We start from the raw sequence: 15,418 nt of genomic DNA, 5'->3' as shown, positions 1-15,418 counted from the left end.
GAACGAAATCTCGGGGGTTTACCACACCTTAAAATCGTATTCTAAATTCTCTTTACGGGAGGTTGGATTTTGTTTGCCGTTTGTAAGTTCTGAAACTTTATCAAAAACATAGGTTTTGAGTTCAGAGACCTGCACACTACCGTCGCCATTTAAATCACAGGCGCCACTCTTTAAGCCTTCGAGCATCGCATAGGTAAATACTCCATTCTGCCAGGCTTCCCCTTCATAGGCATATTCTAGTCCGCTGGCCGAGCTGATCACTGTAGCACCTGTTCCCCTTCTCAGATCGGAAAACAGCATTTGCATCAGCTCAAAAGAATTCTCAAGACCAAGCTGCTTGCTTTTAGACTTTACAACGATAGACCCGCGTTTCCCGCTTACTTTAGCATTGGTCAAGCCACTGTCTATAGTCGCATCGTCCTGATCGACTTCCCCTGAGTGGCACGCATCAATGATGAGTAGCTTATTGAGTGCGGGGATTCCGTCTAAAAGATTTTCTAAACCATCATAAGCGAGTCCGTTCTTCTTCGGATTATCAAAATCGATATCATAGGTTCCCAGATAATAATTCATCTCTTCGTCCAGTACCCCGTGTCCCGCAAAAAATACAATAACCACGTCATTGGTGCGCGATTGCATCAGCCGGGCTTTCAGCTTTGCGATCTCAGTAGTGGTGACCTGCTCATTGACTAAATTATGCGTGTGGATCTCAGCATAAGCTTCAGGACGCTCGTTTACATAATCCATCAGGTCTTTAGCATCCTTTGCTGCATATTTTAAGTTATAGTCTTCATTTTGGTATTTGGAAACTCCAATGCTCACCAGATACAGATCAGGTTGTGGCATTGCAGCCGTAGCATTGATCACAAAAGTGCGTTTAAGGCTTTCTACTCCTGAGCTGTTCACCACCGAAACCTGCACTTTGTTGGTGCCACTGGCTAAATTTACGGTGAGCGTTTCTCCCAATTGCTGAATGTTGCGATCACGGACACTTTTACCTTTAGCCCCAAAAACCGGAACATCATTTACCCAAACCAAAATACGGTCGAGGTTCTTCGCTCGATCTTCTGCTTTTATGCGAAAGCTGATCTGCGCATCATTTGTGGTTGCCGGAAGGTCTTTAGTAAGCAATTCGAGCGTAGGCAATTCAAAAGCTCCGGAAAGCATCCCCTCGTCAAAGCCCATTTTTGACAACCGCTTTTGATACGCCATCTCATAGCCTTTTTGCAGTAACGAATCGGTTATGCCTAAAGAAACCAAATTACGAATCGCTTTATCCGGGCGGTTATAGAACATATCAAACTGCTCAAAAGGATAGACCTCATCCCCTTTCTTAAACGCCACCGCCTCCCGTGCTGCCTTAGAAGCATAATAAAACCCTTCTTCGTCAGAGAGAATAAATTCGCCATCCTCTAAAAACGCACAGGAATAGAGTAATTTATAATCCTGATCGCGATCAAAAACCTTAATGAGGTTATCACCGCCCAGGATCACCAGAAAATGATTCTTGAAATCCATATCTGAAAGCTGACCGGTACTGCCTAGAAAAGTGTGTGTAACCTTGAATTCCGGCAAGCTCATGATTTTAACAGCCCCATCTTCAAAAGCCAGAATAAGACTTTTACTGTCTTCGGTAAACACCCCGTCAACAATGCGTACATCTTGGATGTACTGGTCATAAAGAAGTTCTTTACGCTCCAGATCTTCAATTTTTAGATGAAAATCCTCCAGGTATGCGTAGTATTTACCATCATCAGAATAGGCATTGAGCTTGGTATGGTATTTAATTTTATAATCTAAAAACTCTTTGTTTTCTTTCAGATTGATGAAATGTTCTTTAGAGTTTACGCTGAGCTGCTGCGTAGAAGGCGTATAGTTTACTTTATTGAACACCAATAGCGAATCTCCCAAAGTTTTGAGCGCTGTTCCCTGAAGCTGTAACTTCGTATTAGCTTCCCGAGTCACCGATGCGACTGTCAAAGAAAGATACCCCGGAATTTCTTTGAGTTTGATTTCGCCCAACAAGGCTTTATTGTGAATATCGTAGGAATACATCACATCGGTCTTGGTATTTTTAAAACTCAATACCGACCCATCTTCAGAGAGCAGACTTCCGCTCGCATCTGCGGCAGCTACAGGTGTTTTAAACAGCAAACCACTTTTGTCATTTTCCGGGCGGTACACGTGATAGTCCTTTCCGTTTCTATAGAAAAACAAACTTCCATCTTTAGAAAAAGCGCCATAATAGGGATAGTTATTACCTTCGAGCTTTTTGATCTTAAACTGCTGAAGATCAAAAAGAAAAAGACCACTCTTGGCATTAAACGCCATCACATCCCCTTGGGCATTGAGGTCTACACTGTAAATATCATTAGCAAAACGGTCTAACTCCCAGAGTGGCGTTTTGGTTTCGGCATCCCATGTAATGATATTCCCCCAGATGTCTGCACTGGCATACAACGTATTGATGGGGTCATAAGCCAAACTTGAGATCAGGTCCATATGCTCATGTTCAGATTGCAGCCGCTCCCAGGTTGTTGCATCCTGCTTCAGTGCTGATAAACGCACATTACTGTTGACCATGCCTACCAACTCCCCGTCATATCCGAATACCGATAACTTCCCGGTAGTTTCATAGCTGATGCTTCCACTTGCTATATCGAGCACTTTCAAGCGATTGGGGCTTCCCATTTCTACATAAGCCAACCGGGTTCCCTCAGCATTAAAATGCATCAGATCATTCCAGTATTGATTGCTCACATCAGGAGAATCCCGCGGTATGACCGCCACTTGACGCGTCTGCACCTGCTCGTTAATCTCAAAGACTTTGATGTACTTATTGCCGTAAGTAGCGATGCGTTTACCATCTGGCGAAATGATAAGATTGATGATTTGCTGGTCTTTCTCTTCTGCAGGGTTTACCTCAAGCGTTCCCATCACCAGGCCAGAATTGCTGTGTATAAGCAAAGGGTAATGCCAACCGTGAATATTGAGCCCCACTACAATATTGAGGTCAGGAAAACTTTCAACCTGATGAATACTGCGGTTGCGCGTATTGAAATCTAAAAACTTTTTAGACGTCCCGGTATAGGCATCTATAAACTCTACCGAACTCCCCGAAGCCACAACCAGCGTGTTGTTATCTTTTAGAAAAGCGAGATCGTTCAGGGTATTATCTTCAAGCGTGATCTCACTAATTAAAAAACCGGTTTGTACTTCGCGTACTTTGATAACCGAACCATCATCACTTGCCAGTAACTTACCGTCCCTACTAAATACCAGCTTACGAATCGCATTGGTATTGGCGCGCTGCACCAGAAGTTCGGGTTTGGGATCGGTGATCTTTTGATACACCAACGGATTATAAAAATTACCGGTAATCATTCCCGGTCCGGAAGAACTGATGTACAGACTATCGTGTAAGCTTAGATTTTTTACCCAAGCCGAATCCAAATGAATACGATGTACAAGACGCTGTTTGTCTGCTTCCCAAAAGTGGATGTCCCCGTAGGTATCTGCACTCGTAAGATAAGTTCCTGTAGCATCGTAGGCGATACCGTGAATAAAGCCCGAATGCCCTATTAAAACATCTTCGGCGGTTACTTTAGCTTCTTGATCTAGCCGTAACTGAAGCATTCGGCCTAAGCTTGACACAGCTACCTTAGAACCCGAAATACTTACTCCGGTTATCGCATTAGACAAAGCCGGAGCATAGTCCCGCTGAAGCTCAAATCCCGAAGAACCCAACTGATAAAAAGCATAAGCTCCAGATTGCGTGCCTACCACAAGTTGCTTCCCATCAAAATCAAGCGCCGTTATTTGTTCTTCCTGCGGAAGGGCTAAACGTGCTTTTTCCTTTCCGGTTCTGACGTCATATACTACAATTTTATCTGCCCTGGGGTAGCACGCTAAAAGAAGTTTTCCCGAAGGATCAAGCTGAACGAACTGCGGGAAAGTGACTTCCTGGGTTGTAATCGCGACACGTTCTTTTGCCGACTTCAAGTCCCAAAGCCTAAGTTTTTGATCACGCGTAGCAAAGGCTATGAGGTCTTCTGCTCCCGTCACCGCATTGGCCAGACCGTCATCCAAGCTGATTTGCTTAGGCTGTCGCGTAGCAGCATCTCCTAAGAACAACACGCTGTCTACGACCAAAGCTACCCGTTCTGAATCGGGATTTACATAACTCCCACTATTCATAAAGGATTTGGCATACAAGCGCGTAATCAAATTGCCATCAGTATCTAAAAGATCCAATCGGTTTTTAAAGTTTACCGCAAAGCCTACATTTTTGACGAATTTAAAATCCGTTAAATCCTCTTTAAATTCAAAGGTGTCTTCTCCCCCGTTACTGTTAACCACAACCACCTTATCAAAGGATTCATAGAATAAAAGTTCGTCGTTAAACAAATGCATTCGAGCTGCAAACGTCTGAAATGCCGTCTTGGGCTGAATTTTTTCACTTTTGGCCGTCCCTGAAAAGTCATAAAAGCTCAGCCGTACATCAGACCCCTGCGTATTGGCCTCAGTTTGTTGAATGGCTATACCGGCATCTCCCACTACAAAATTAGAAACCTCCTTAATATCAAGCGTTTTTTGAGAAGTGTTTCCTTGAACGTCTACATAGCGTAATTGCCCATTGCTCAATCCAAAAAGTGCATTCCCGTTTTTAGAAAACATCAAACGCGCCGGAGCATCTGCATAGGGCAATTCTTTCACCACTGCATTATTGAGATCTTTAAACTGAAGGCTGTTGTTTTGGTAACTTACAAAAGTTGCAGTTGCAAAGGAGAAATCCCGGGCTGCATAAAAGTCGGTAGCATATTCTGCTTGTTTTTGAAAACTGGTTATATCCCACACCTGTGTTTTATCTGGATAGTGAATGACCATGCGCGTTCCGGCTGCATCAAAATGCATCGCTGTGGCCGTAAAGGTATTGCCGGTTACGCGAAATACTTCATCGGCAGTAAACAGATCATACAGTACCACATCGGTATACGGGTAAACTGCCACCGCAATAAGCGAAGCAGAGTAAGACGCATCAAACGCATTTACAGCTTCGGCATGCGTTTCAGCATAGATCACATCTTGGTTTTGAGCCACAGCAGTGGCCGGAATACTTATAAAAAACAAACAGGCCAACAGTCTTTGAAGAAAATGCATAGCGATCGATTTTAAAGCATTAATTACACAAGTTATACCGTGCGCAGAGCCATGTTTCTATCTCGCGTCTGGACAACGTTTTCAAGTTTGGATTTTGAAGTTGGCTGAGTAGTTCTTCTTTTTTTAAGGTGTAGGCTTCTTTAGTGATCAACGTAAACGTATAATACTGCAGGTTGTTTAAATTGGGAAATGCCTCATCGGTCACGCTCCATTGATACGTGCTTCCTTCACTAAAAAAGGGATGCGCGTACAGCCTAAGCATGCTTCCGTCTGCAGCCATCTTGAGATATTCTTCAGTTTCGGTATTTTTTATAAAGATAAACATAGGCGAAGCAGCCGCTGCGGTATCCCATTCAAGGTGCAGCGTAGTCCCGGCAATATAGGTGCTATCGTCCGGGAAGCGCATAAGTATATTTCCTCTAAACACGCCTCCGATCTGTACTTTGGCTTTTGTAGCTCCCAACAGTTCAGACCAAATAAATTTGAAATAATTTACCGAAAGATTTCCCGGATAGTTTTGAGTTTTACGCTTGAGCAGCATAGGTTGGGTATATACCCCGGGATCTGCGGCTTTAAATAATTCGCCTGCTTTATTAATAGCTATGATCGAAGCTCCCGGTTGCAGTTCTATACGCGTATCCCTTAGCAGGAGTGCGCCCTTTTGTAATCGCGTTTTCTGGGTAGGTTTACCTTGCAGCACTACGCCTTCGGCCTTGTACACATAAAGGCTGTCTTGCGCATGCACTGTTACGGCAAGCAAACAAATTAATCCAACAAATAGCTTTTCCATGGATACTTCTTCCGGATAAATTCCTGTAAATAAATATAAAAATCAATACACTCTAATCCCAAGATAACCAATAAAATAACGGGTAATACATTAAGATAGATTTGCCAACTCAACAAATGCAACACCAGATAAAGCAACACAATAGGCACAAGCAGCTGTAAGACCTTGACGCTGATGTCAAATATAAAATTGCTCTTTTTGTGTATATACATCCCCAAGAGAATGCTCCCAAAGGCGATCAAAAAAGCCAGCGTTAAGGTGAACATTTTAGGAAGCGCCGTAAAGGTTTTTCCTGACTTTAAGTTTTGTAAGATAGTCGCGTGTATAAAAACTCCAAAAGTATCTGGAGTGGCACGCCCGGTAAAGGCAGCATTCAACGGAGTAAAATGTTTGTCTTCAATATCAAAAGGATTACCCGTAGGCGTACCGGCATACCCCAGAAGCACCACCGCATCGGTAAGAACATCTAGCCGCTCCCGGCTTAAAAGTTCGTCTACAGAAAGCGTCAAAAAAGCCTCAGAACCTCCCGTATAACGAATAGGTACCGGCGTAGTATAATTTGTTTTCAAGGTTGCTGTACTGATATATCCTGCAGCCACAGCGAGCGCTCCTGCCAAAGAAGGAATCTCACGTTCCTGATACTCCAGCACTCCGTTAAAATCACGTACTACAGAGGAACTCCCGTCCAGGTTAAAATTAATGAAGCCCTGCTGCTCGGTTGGAGTTTGAAAATAAGGAGCTGAAGTGATAAGTGTATCCTGATCAAAATATACCGCCTTCACCAAATTAGGCACCTGCTGAAGTGCAGCTTGCAAAGCCTCATCTTCAAAGGCAGTTTTACGTTCTTTAAAAAGAAGGTCAAGACCAACGGCCTTAGGCTGATAGGCGCTTATTTTTTGTAACGCCTGAGCAAGCATATAGCGATCGGCTTGTTCTACGTTGATGACAATAATATCTGCTGCCGCTTCCTTTTTGTAAAAGCCTTCGGCATAGTAAATATCGGTAAATTCAAAATCCTCAAAAGCCTTCTCAAAAGGATCTAAGATCGAAAGATTCAGTATAAAAAAATAAAGCAACCCGCTCACGATACAGGTAAAAACGGTGCAGAGAAAAGCATCTGCAATCAGTAAAAAAGGAAATTTCTTATTCGCCACTATTCCTTTCCTATAATTTTTTGAATGGTGCTTGAGCCATTTTTGATGATGGCGTTTTTGTTGTCTGAAAGTATACTGGGCAGTTGGTTTATGTATTTGCTTTTACCACCTTCGTACTCCTGCAACTGCACATTAACCTGAACCACTCCGTATTTAGAAAAGTCGGCATCCTCTGCCAGATAAGGAATATCATAATACCAAGGGGATAGAATAGGTGTCTTGATCTGATTTTGCGTACCGTATTTCAAATCCTGTAAATCATATTCCTGCTCGATCAACACCGCGTGCATAGGCGTATTGTCTTTATTACGCCAATGCCCTTCTATAGAAACCGATAAACGCGCGTTGAGATTTTCATCGGTATATACTTTGGTTCTTGAAAACAAAATACGCAGTTCATTAAAACTCAATCGGGAAACCCCGGGATTTTCAGGATCGCTTAAGATCTCGATGACTGCTTCAAAATTCAGAAGGTCTTCTTTTTCATCCTGAAGGCGTATCACGTCATTCATAGTAAAAGCACTTGTTGCGCCGCGCGATTTTGGCATATCCTGAATATCGTTTTCAATATAGCCTTTCAAACGCTGCTCATCTGTTTCCTGTTGAGGCGCCGCATATTTCTTTATATGAATTTCATTATAGGTTTTCTCTACCTCACCAAGATCTGTATTGTAATAATCATTAACCGAAAGACTCTGAGAATAGGTACTGGTTAAGGATTTTGCTGTTTTGTCGGCCAAATAATCTGCTCCAAAAAACAAGCCTTGCAGCGCAACTTCTACGAGTCCGCCACGTGTGGCCGGCTTTCGCAACTCCACCACAAATTCTTCTTGAGCTTTGATCGCCGCGCGCTTATGCACACTGCAAGAGGTTATTACGATAATGAAACCAAACAGTAGGGTAGTTTTTTTCATAGTGCTAGAGCTGTTGCTAATAAAGTGTTAAAATACATAATTTAATGTATTTTAAAAAAAGAAGCGAAGTCGTTAAAAAATGAATACATTTAAAGATAGAAGTCAATTATCTTATGAAATTTTTAAAAGCCACAGGACTCTTACTCCTCATTTTATTTACTGCCTGTAACACTAAAAACGCCGAAGAAAACGAATGGATTACCCTCTTTAACGGCACCAACCTCAACGGGTGGACGCCCAAGTTTTACCATCACGAAGTGGGCGAGAATTATGCCGACACCTTTAGGGTTGAAGACAGCAGTATTGTTGTAGCCTATGATAACTACGATTCCTTTGATGAAACCTACGGACATCTGTTTTATGACGAAGCTTTTGCCTCTTTTCATTTAAAATTCAAATACCGATTTACCGAAGAGTGGATGGAAGATGCCCCGAGTTATACCTACCGCAATAGCGGTGTGATGTTTCATTCGCAAGCCCCGGAAACCATTTTAAAAGAACAGGACTGGCCGCTATCTGTAGAATACCAAATGCTGGCGGAAGCCGAACCCGGCAAACCAAGACCTACAGGGAATATGTGTTCGCCCGGTACCGATGTATACTACAACGGAAAAAAATCAAACGAGCATTGTATCAATTCGTCTTCCCCTACCTTCCCCTGGAATGTCTGGGTAGAAGCCGATCTGATCGTTTATCAGGACTCTTTAGTCATTCATAAAGTAAACGGAAAAGAAGTGCTTCGGTATACCGATACACAACTAGGCGGCGATGTAGCCAATGGCTATAATCCCAAACTTAAAGTAGACGGTAAAGCCTTAAAAAGTGGATATATCGGATTACAGGCCGAAGGTCAAGGTGTGATCTTTAAAGACCTGAAGCTAAAAAAATTATAACGTAAACTTCTTTAAGCAAGTAAGAAGGTCAAGAAGCCTTTTGGTGGAACCAAAAAAAAAGCTCCCGTTGCCGGGAGCTTTTCGTTTTTCATCCAACTAATGAACTCAAAATTAGTTGAGTATTGCATGAAGCGCTTTTGCAGCTTCTGCAGGATCTTCAGCACCGTAGATCGCTCCACCTGCAACCGCTACTACAGCTCCAGAGTCTTTTACAGCTTTGATGCTGTCAAGGTTTACTCCTCCAGCGATAGAAACCGGTACTCCGGCACGTTTTGCTTCGTCGATCAATACTTGAATCGAGTAGCCTTCTTCTGCCTGCTCGTCAAGACCTGCGTGTAGTTCCACAAATTCTACACCCAATTCGATCACTTCCTGTGCACGTTTTACACGATCTGCAACACCAATCGTATCTACAACCACACCTTTACCGTGTGCTTTAGCCGCTTTTACCGCTCCTGCGATCGTGCTGTTTCCTGTAGATCCTAAGATGGTGATGTAATCAGCTCCGGCTGAAAAAGCCATATCTGCTTCCAACTCACCCGCATCTGCAGTTTTAAAATCTGCAAATACTTTTTTGTCAGGAAATGCATTCTTGATCGCTGTAATTGCAGCCAATCCTTCACTTTTGATAAGTGGAGTTCCTAACTCGATGATGTCTACATAAGGAGCCACTTTGGTCGCCAATGCAAGGGCATCTTCGGTTTTTAATAAATCAATTGCTACTTGTAACTTAGCCATAGTATCTTGTTTTTAGTATATTAATAGTTATTCTTGTTCTTATTCTAAATTTGCGTGTCGCTGCCAAAGTTGGTCGGCAGTCTTTCCGCCTTTATTCCAAAGCAGCTGTACCAGTGCGTCTCCATAGATCAGCAGGGCCTGCTCAAATAAACTGCCGGCATATTGCTGAGAAACTTCGGCCTCCTGTTTATTTTTTTGTGCTGCCGGAAGCACGACCACAGCATCTGCCAGGTCGGCTAAAAGCGATTCCATATTGGTGGTAAAGCAAAGCACTGCAGCACCTTCTCGTTTTGCTGTTTTTGCGGCATTAACGATACTGGTGGTACTCCCACTTCCCGAACCTGCAAGCAACACATCGCCTTTGGTAATCGCCGGCGCGGTAGTCTCTCCCACGACATGCACGTTAAAACCTAAATGCATCAAACGCATACCAAGCGCTTGCATCATAAATCCGCTGCGGCCCATTCCCATCAAAAAAATACGCTGCGCACGTTCTAAAGGAGCGATAAGTCCCGCGAGTTGCTCAAAAGCAACGCCTTGTCGCAGGTGCTCGTGTTCTCTGTAAATCAGCGCGGTTGCATCTGCTAATGCAGCCTCGCTGCTCATCGTTTCAGGGGTTTGCATAATTGCGTGTTTTAATTAGGAAACAAAAGTACTGTGAAGTTCGACGGACTTGGTACACAATCCGGCAGATGTGTTGTACAATTTGCGCACCCGTTAAAAATTACGTGTGTAATGTGCTACTTTTGTGGTACATTTTAGAAATCAGCAGGTTTTCGCCACAGTACCTGTTGTTTGTAAATCCCCTATAAAAAGTGCTAGTATGCTTAGTGATAAAGTATTATACATACGTGATCTTGCCGATTGTCCTCCATCTTATCTCGATGACCCGGGAAGACGTGAGTTTTTTGAGATCGTCTGGCTTAAAAATGAGGAAGCCTTACACACCCCGCAACACGATTTTCAAACCTTAAAAGGACATTGGATCTATCTTATTCCTCCGTATCGGGTGCACCAGTTGAATAAAGCCGGAAAACAAGGAGTTTTGATCTCTTTTAAACAGGAATTGCTCGAAGATGACCTTAAGGAATTTTTACTGGATGTATTCCGAATCTTTAACCTTCAGGGAGAGTTCTCGTGCTTACAAGTGAGTGAAGCACATGCGGAAAGCCTTTCGGCAGTGTATCAATTGATGTATGCCGAGTATGATCAGGATTCGGTAAATCTTATTATGCTGAAGGCCTTGCTGAAAGTCTTACTGCTGAAGCTTATCGAACTGAAAGAACAGCATTTTACACTTCAAGACCTTAATGAAAAACGCGTGTACGAATTTATGATGTTGCTCGAAAAGAATTATCTCGAGGAACGTGCCGCCTCCTTTTATGCCGGAAAGATGGGACTGAGCGCCAAGCGCCTCAATCAGATCTTAAAAGAAAAACTGGATAAAACCGTGGTACAACTCATTCACGACCGACTCATTCTTGAAGCGAAGCGGCAGATGATCCACAGCGAACATACTATTAAAGAGATAGGCTATAATTTACAGTTTAAAGACCGAAGTTATTTCAGCAGGTTTTTTAAAACCCATACCGGTCAAACCGCACAGGAGTTTCAAAATCAGGCACGGCGTTATGTGCTTAAGCATGACAATACGCTCTATGCCGACTAAAACGAAATATCCCACTGCAGCCGGAAACGCAGTTCGTTTTCGAGAGTATTGTCGGCATTTTCATAATCAAAACTAGACACCTCTGCCGTGAGCTTATTGCGATGCCCGTTAAAGAACCAATTGAAGGCGAGAGATACCTCATCAAGTGTGATGGGTTGGTCTATATCCGGGTTAAAATTGGCATAGCGCGCTGCGACCTCCAATTGTTTTGGCCACCAGGATATTGCCTGATGTGCAAAATAACCCGCCTGGGCATAATACCCACGCAACTGCGTGCGCCCGCCATTCAGCTTATCTAGGATCTCTTTGTGATGCACCTCAGACTGCCAGCTGAAGCCTTTATAGACAAAAGCGGTTTCTATGTTGCCTTGATTGATGCGGTACTGCCCCGGCTCCTGTTGTTCAAAATCGGTTAAAAAACCACCTCCTGAAGAAGAAAATCGTGTAAACGGACTGCGATTGGTTACCGCAGAAAAAGCGATCAAGGCTTCAGGTTTTTGATGAATTACCAGATCGCTGGTTCCTCCAAAGCCTAAGACGTCTCCAAGTAGATTCCATTGCAGGCGCCCAAAATACATCAGGTTTTTGTCGTCATTGTCTGTGGCTGCTCTCCCCGCTCCGGTAAGCACGGCCGCCCAATAGGAAACATCAGCTGCTCCCCGACCTTCCAACCTTCCGTAGAGTTCGACCCCTTGTTGGCGATCTACGGTAAAACTTCGGTTAAGAATAGAACGATCTACCAGTTGCTGGGCTCCACTGCTTATACGGCGTTCTCGGGTGTATTCGATCTTCCACTGGCCAATCTTGATGTTAAGCCATTTCCAGCGCTCGATCATCACTCTAAAATCGAGCAAATTACCACGCCCCAACTCGTACTCCCAATAGTACTTCAGCCAAGGTTTATACGCGTGTCCACCTACTTTGAGGCGCGCCCTATTGATCTTGAATACCGAGTTTTCACCGTCATTAAAATCGTTAAAGGTCACCGGATCGTTATCACTCGGAGTCGCAAACCGAAACTGTAACCTGCTTTGAATATGTAAACTGAAGGCATTATCGGGTGCTGTAAAATAAATACCTTTTCCCCCATAATTGATATCCCATTTGGAAATCGAATCCTTCTGAAATTCCTGAGCGTGGGCAGCAGTCCCAAAAAAGAGAAGCGTAAGTCCAAAACAAACTAAGAAGCGTGTAAAACGCGTGCGCATAACCATAAACCTTAGGCACGCAAAAGTAAAATTATCCTTTCACTTAACGGCTTAGAAACCTTAAAGAAACTTTAGCTTAACACAACACGCAGTGCTTTCAAGGCTAGGCAGATTCGGGTTTGAAGATCTTTTTTCCTCCCATAATAATTAAAAACACCACAAAACCAACGACCAAGCCCAGGAGCAGGTCGGCCAACATCCCCGGCCACGAGTGAAATAAGTCGTGTACCACGTGTAAGTTATGTCTAAAGATTCCGCCGGAAACTAACAGCAAAGCGATGGTCCCAATGATAGAAAGCCCTTTGATCACTTTAGGTAGTGCATTTACCAGAAAGATTCCCACTTTATCAGAAAAGCTATCGTCTTCCTCATTCAGGTTGATGAGTTTCGCGCCAAATTCATCCATACGCACAATGAGTGCGACAATACCGTAAACTCCCACTGTAGCGACCAAAGCGATGATCGAAACCACAATGATCTGATTCACGAGCTCCTCACCCGTTACCGCACCTAAAGCAATGATGATGATCTCTACTGAAAGAATAAAATCGGTTAAAATCGCCGACTTGACTTTTTCTTTTTCGTAAGCCACTAGTTCTTCTTCGCTTCGGTTTTGTAAGGCAGGCTTTTCTTCCTCGTGTGTGTGCGGCACAAAATACTCGTAGATCTTCTCAGCACCTTCATAGGCGAGATACAAGCCACCGATGATCAAAATAACGGTGATGGCTATGGGGACAAAAGCACTCAGTAAAAAGGCGATGGGTAAAATAATGACCTTATTGAGTAATGAACCTTTGGTGATTTTCCACAGCACCGGGATTTCCCGGTCAGACATAAAACCGGAAGCTTTCTCAGCATTCACAGCAAGGTCATCGCCAAGAATACCGGCGGTTTTCTTTCCGGCAACTTTTGCCATTACCGAAACATCATCCATCAAAGTTGCAATATCATCTAGGAGTGCAAAAAATCCTGAAGCCATAGTGTAGTATAGGTTAGTTGTTTGCAGCAATATAAGTTGCCGCATTTTAAAAACACATTAAAAGTTTTATAATTTCTTTCAGACGTATACTTTATTAAATGTACCTACGTTTTAGACGCGTCATCGTTGCTTGCGTATTAAAACTTTACCATTCTGTTAAACCTTTTGCCTTTAGGTATTTCCTATTTTTAAAGGCCGTAATCTGAAGTGGAAGCTTCAGCTATGCAAATAGTTAACCCCGAATTATGAAACATCTTGAATATTATGTAATCTGCGGTGCCCTGCTATTTTCTGTAGGCTTGTCGTATGCATTTTATAAAAAATCGATTGCTGAAGAACGTCAGATTCTCGAAGAAGCAACCTACAATCTTGTAAACACCTGGGAACTTCCTGAGCTGCTCAACGAAGTGAGTGGGATCGCTTGGGTTAATGATAGTACGATCGCCTGCATACAAGATGAGGAAGGCGCTATTTACCATTTCAATTTAAATACGGGTGAGATCTCTTACGATACTGTTTTTTCTGAAAACGCAGATTATGAAGCTTTGGCACTTGATCAGGAAAACGCTTATGTGATGCGTAGTGACGGCCGCATTTTTGAAGTTTTAGATTATGTGGGTGATAATCAAACGGTGCAACATTTTGACACTGCTTTTGATGAAGATAATAATATGGAATCGCTCACGCTAGATCCCAAATCCCGAGAGCTGATCACTGTGGCCAAAGATGAGGGACTTGAAGAAAAAGATTTAAAAGGGCTCTACCGCATCGATATAGGAACCCGAAAGCAGGAAGAGCAGCCGTTTATGACCATCAATATGAAAGACAAAGCCTTTGAGGCTTTTCAAAAAAAAGATGCTGAGAAGACGTTCAGTCCGTCTGACCTTGCGATTCATCCTAAAACAGGGGATTATTATATCGTAGACGGAAAGAAACCTAAACTGCTTATTTTGAGCGCTACGGGTAAAGTAAAGGCCGTACACGAACTCAACCCTTTTCATTTTGCGCAACCCGAAAGCATCACGTTTAGTCCGCAAGGCACCTTGTATATTGCCAACGAAGCTGCTACCGGAGTCGCAACCTTACACGAGGTTACTTTAGAAGAACCAAAAGCAAACTCAAATTAACCTGATCTTACGTACATTACAATTCAGCGCAAATTACTTCCAGGCATTTTATGCTCTTGCAGTGCCCGAAAACTACCATAAGGCAAGCCTCGGAGTATTAAACCCTTTTGGCGACGCCCATAAAAAAGCCGCAACTTTGAATACGTTGCGGCTTAGTTTTTAAGCGATGATCGAGATCTGGCTCGTTTAATTGGTTTTGAATTAGAGTGCATAGGTTCCGGCAATATCAAAACGGATAGCGATCGCATCTTTAATAGTGATGAGACCAAAAAGCTTTTTAGGAAGTTCAAGCTCAAAATCGGTGATGTTGAGGTTTAATATTCCTTTGAGATGCTGTTGTTCTTCTTTACACCAGGTCACTGGAATGGTATATGTATTTTGCTGTCCTGCAATATTTATGGTTATGGTGGCTTGCTGTCCTGCTTCGGTAAGCTCAACTTGCTTAAAATTCAAGATGATATGCGGATAGTCGTCAGCCTTAAGCATTTTGCGAAAGTCTTTATTGATCGCCTTTCCGCCGCAGTCAAATCCGTCAATATCCAGTTTGAGCTCAGCATCCTTGAGCAAGATCACCTGTTCTTTTTTATAAAACTTCAGCGTTTGTTCTGCCTGAAAATATTCAGGTTCGTAGGTACAGGAAAAACCGGTTACATTGGTTTTCCCGGAAACCTCAAGGCTGCTGTTTTGCATACCGCTGATCTGCAGGCTGCGGTAGTGCGTTTGCCCAAGTATTACAGATGCATTAAGTACTAAAAAAAGAGTCATTAAAACCTTCATCGCCAAAAA

At 43.1% G+C, this 15,418-nt stretch carries 12 protein-coding genes; 3 read left to right on the top strand and 9 right to left on the bottom strand.

The genetic code is table 11. The features are described from left to right. Window positions 1–18: 18 nt before the first annotated feature. The 4 genes from WA338_RS11305 to WA338_RS11290 are packed head-to-tail and all read right to left on the bottom strand — an operon-like array spanning window position 19 to window position 8,018. Window positions 19–5,160, bottom strand: a complete 5,142-nt coding sequence (locus WA338_RS11305) for a caspase family protein (protein WP_286992225.1) — start codon at window positions 5,158–5,160, stop codon at window positions 19–21. Window positions 5,161–5,179: 19 nt separating this feature from the next. Next, window positions 5,180–5,950, bottom strand: coding sequence for a hypothetical protein (locus WA338_RS11300; RefSeq protein ID WP_273005182.1), 771 nt, complete (start codon window positions 5,948–5,950; stop codon window positions 5,180–5,182). Beyond that, window positions 5,926–7,104 (bottom strand): CHASE2 domain-containing protein, encoded by a 1,179-nt coding sequence (locus WA338_RS11295; protein WP_273005183.1) that lies wholly within the window; start codon window positions 7,102–7,104, stop codon window positions 5,926–5,928. Before WA338_RS11295 ends, WA338_RS11300 begins: the two co-directional genes overlap by 25 nt. Beyond that, entirely contained in the window at window positions 7,104–8,018 is a 915-nt protein-coding gene (locus tag WA338_RS11290; RefSeq protein ID WP_273005184.1) for a hypothetical protein, read from the bottom strand. Before WA338_RS11290 ends, WA338_RS11295 begins: the two co-directional genes overlap by 1 nt. Before the next feature lie 113 nt (window positions 8,019–8,131). Here WA338_RS11290 and WA338_RS11285 point away from each other — a divergent pair, with 113 nt between their 5' ends. Continuing rightward, window positions 8,132–8,911: a 3-keto-disaccharide hydrolase gene (locus tag WA338_RS11285; RefSeq protein ID WP_336093379.1), complete on the top strand. Its 780-nt coding sequence runs from the start codon at window positions 8,132–8,134 to the stop codon at window positions 8,909–8,911. A gap of 111 nt (window positions 8,912–9,022) precedes the next feature. Here WA338_RS11285 and hxlA read toward each other — a convergent pair whose 3' ends face one another. Together hxlA and hxlB are read right to left on the bottom strand one after the other, a co-directional pair. Then, window positions 9,023–9,649 carry a 3-hexulose-6-phosphate synthase gene (gene hxlA, locus WA338_RS11280; protein ID WP_273006434.1) on the bottom strand — a complete coding sequence of 209 codons (627 nt, stop codon included), beginning with the start codon at window positions 9,647–9,649 and terminating at the stop codon, window positions 9,023–9,025. A gap of 39 nt (window positions 9,650–9,688) precedes the next feature. Beyond that, window positions 9,689–10,273: a 6-phospho-3-hexuloisomerase gene (gene hxlB, locus WA338_RS11275; protein WP_336093378.1), complete on the bottom strand. Its 585-nt coding sequence runs from the start codon at window positions 10,271–10,273 to the stop codon at window positions 9,689–9,691. A gap of 199 nt (window positions 10,274–10,472) precedes the next feature. Here hxlB and WA338_RS11270 point away from each other — a divergent pair, with 199 nt between their 5' ends. After that, a complete protein-coding gene (locus tag WA338_RS11270; protein WP_009780983.1) occupies window positions 10,473–11,318 on the top strand; it encodes a helix-turn-helix domain-containing protein in 846 nt (281 codons plus the stop codon). Here the strand turns inward: WA338_RS11270 and WA338_RS11265 are convergent. Together WA338_RS11265 and WA338_RS11260 are read right to left on the bottom strand one after the other, a co-directional pair. Continuing rightward, window positions 11,315–12,526: an OprO/OprP family phosphate-selective porin gene (locus WA338_RS11265; RefSeq protein WP_230199271.1), complete on the bottom strand. Its 1,212-nt coding sequence runs from the start codon at window positions 12,524–12,526 to the stop codon at window positions 11,315–11,317. The two genes, WA338_RS11270 and WA338_RS11265, sit on opposite strands and share 4 nt — an antisense overlap. 103 nt (window positions 12,527–12,629) lie before the next feature. Continuing rightward, entirely contained in the window at window positions 12,630–13,505 is an 876-nt protein-coding gene (locus tag WA338_RS11260; protein ID WP_336093377.1) for a DUF808 domain-containing protein, read from the bottom strand. A 245-nt stretch (window positions 13,506–13,750) separates the two neighbouring features. Between WA338_RS11260 and WA338_RS11255 the strand changes: the two genes are divergently transcribed. After that, entirely contained in the window at window positions 13,751–14,632 is an 882-nt protein-coding gene (locus WA338_RS11255; RefSeq protein ID WP_336093376.1) for a hypothetical protein, read from the top strand. Between the two features lie 201 nt (window positions 14,633–14,833). Here the strand turns inward: WA338_RS11255 and WA338_RS11250 are convergent, their stop codons facing one another. Next, the gene (locus tag WA338_RS11250; RefSeq protein WP_336093375.1) at window positions 14,834–15,409 is read right to left on the bottom strand and encodes a YceI family protein; all 576 of its coding nucleotides are present in this window, start codon (window positions 15,407–15,409) and stop codon (window positions 14,834–14,836) included. Window positions 15,410–15,418: the final 9 nt, after the last annotated feature.

This window comes from Leeuwenhoekiella sp. CH_XMU1409-2 (assembly GCF_037029365.1).
GTDB classification, from domain to species: domain Bacteria; phylum Bacteroidota; class Bacteroidia; order Flavobacteriales; family Flavobacteriaceae; genus Leeuwenhoekiella; species Leeuwenhoekiella blandensis.
The sequence above is the reverse complement of the archived record's forward strand: the minus strand, read 5'-3'. Positions and strand labels throughout refer to the sequence as shown.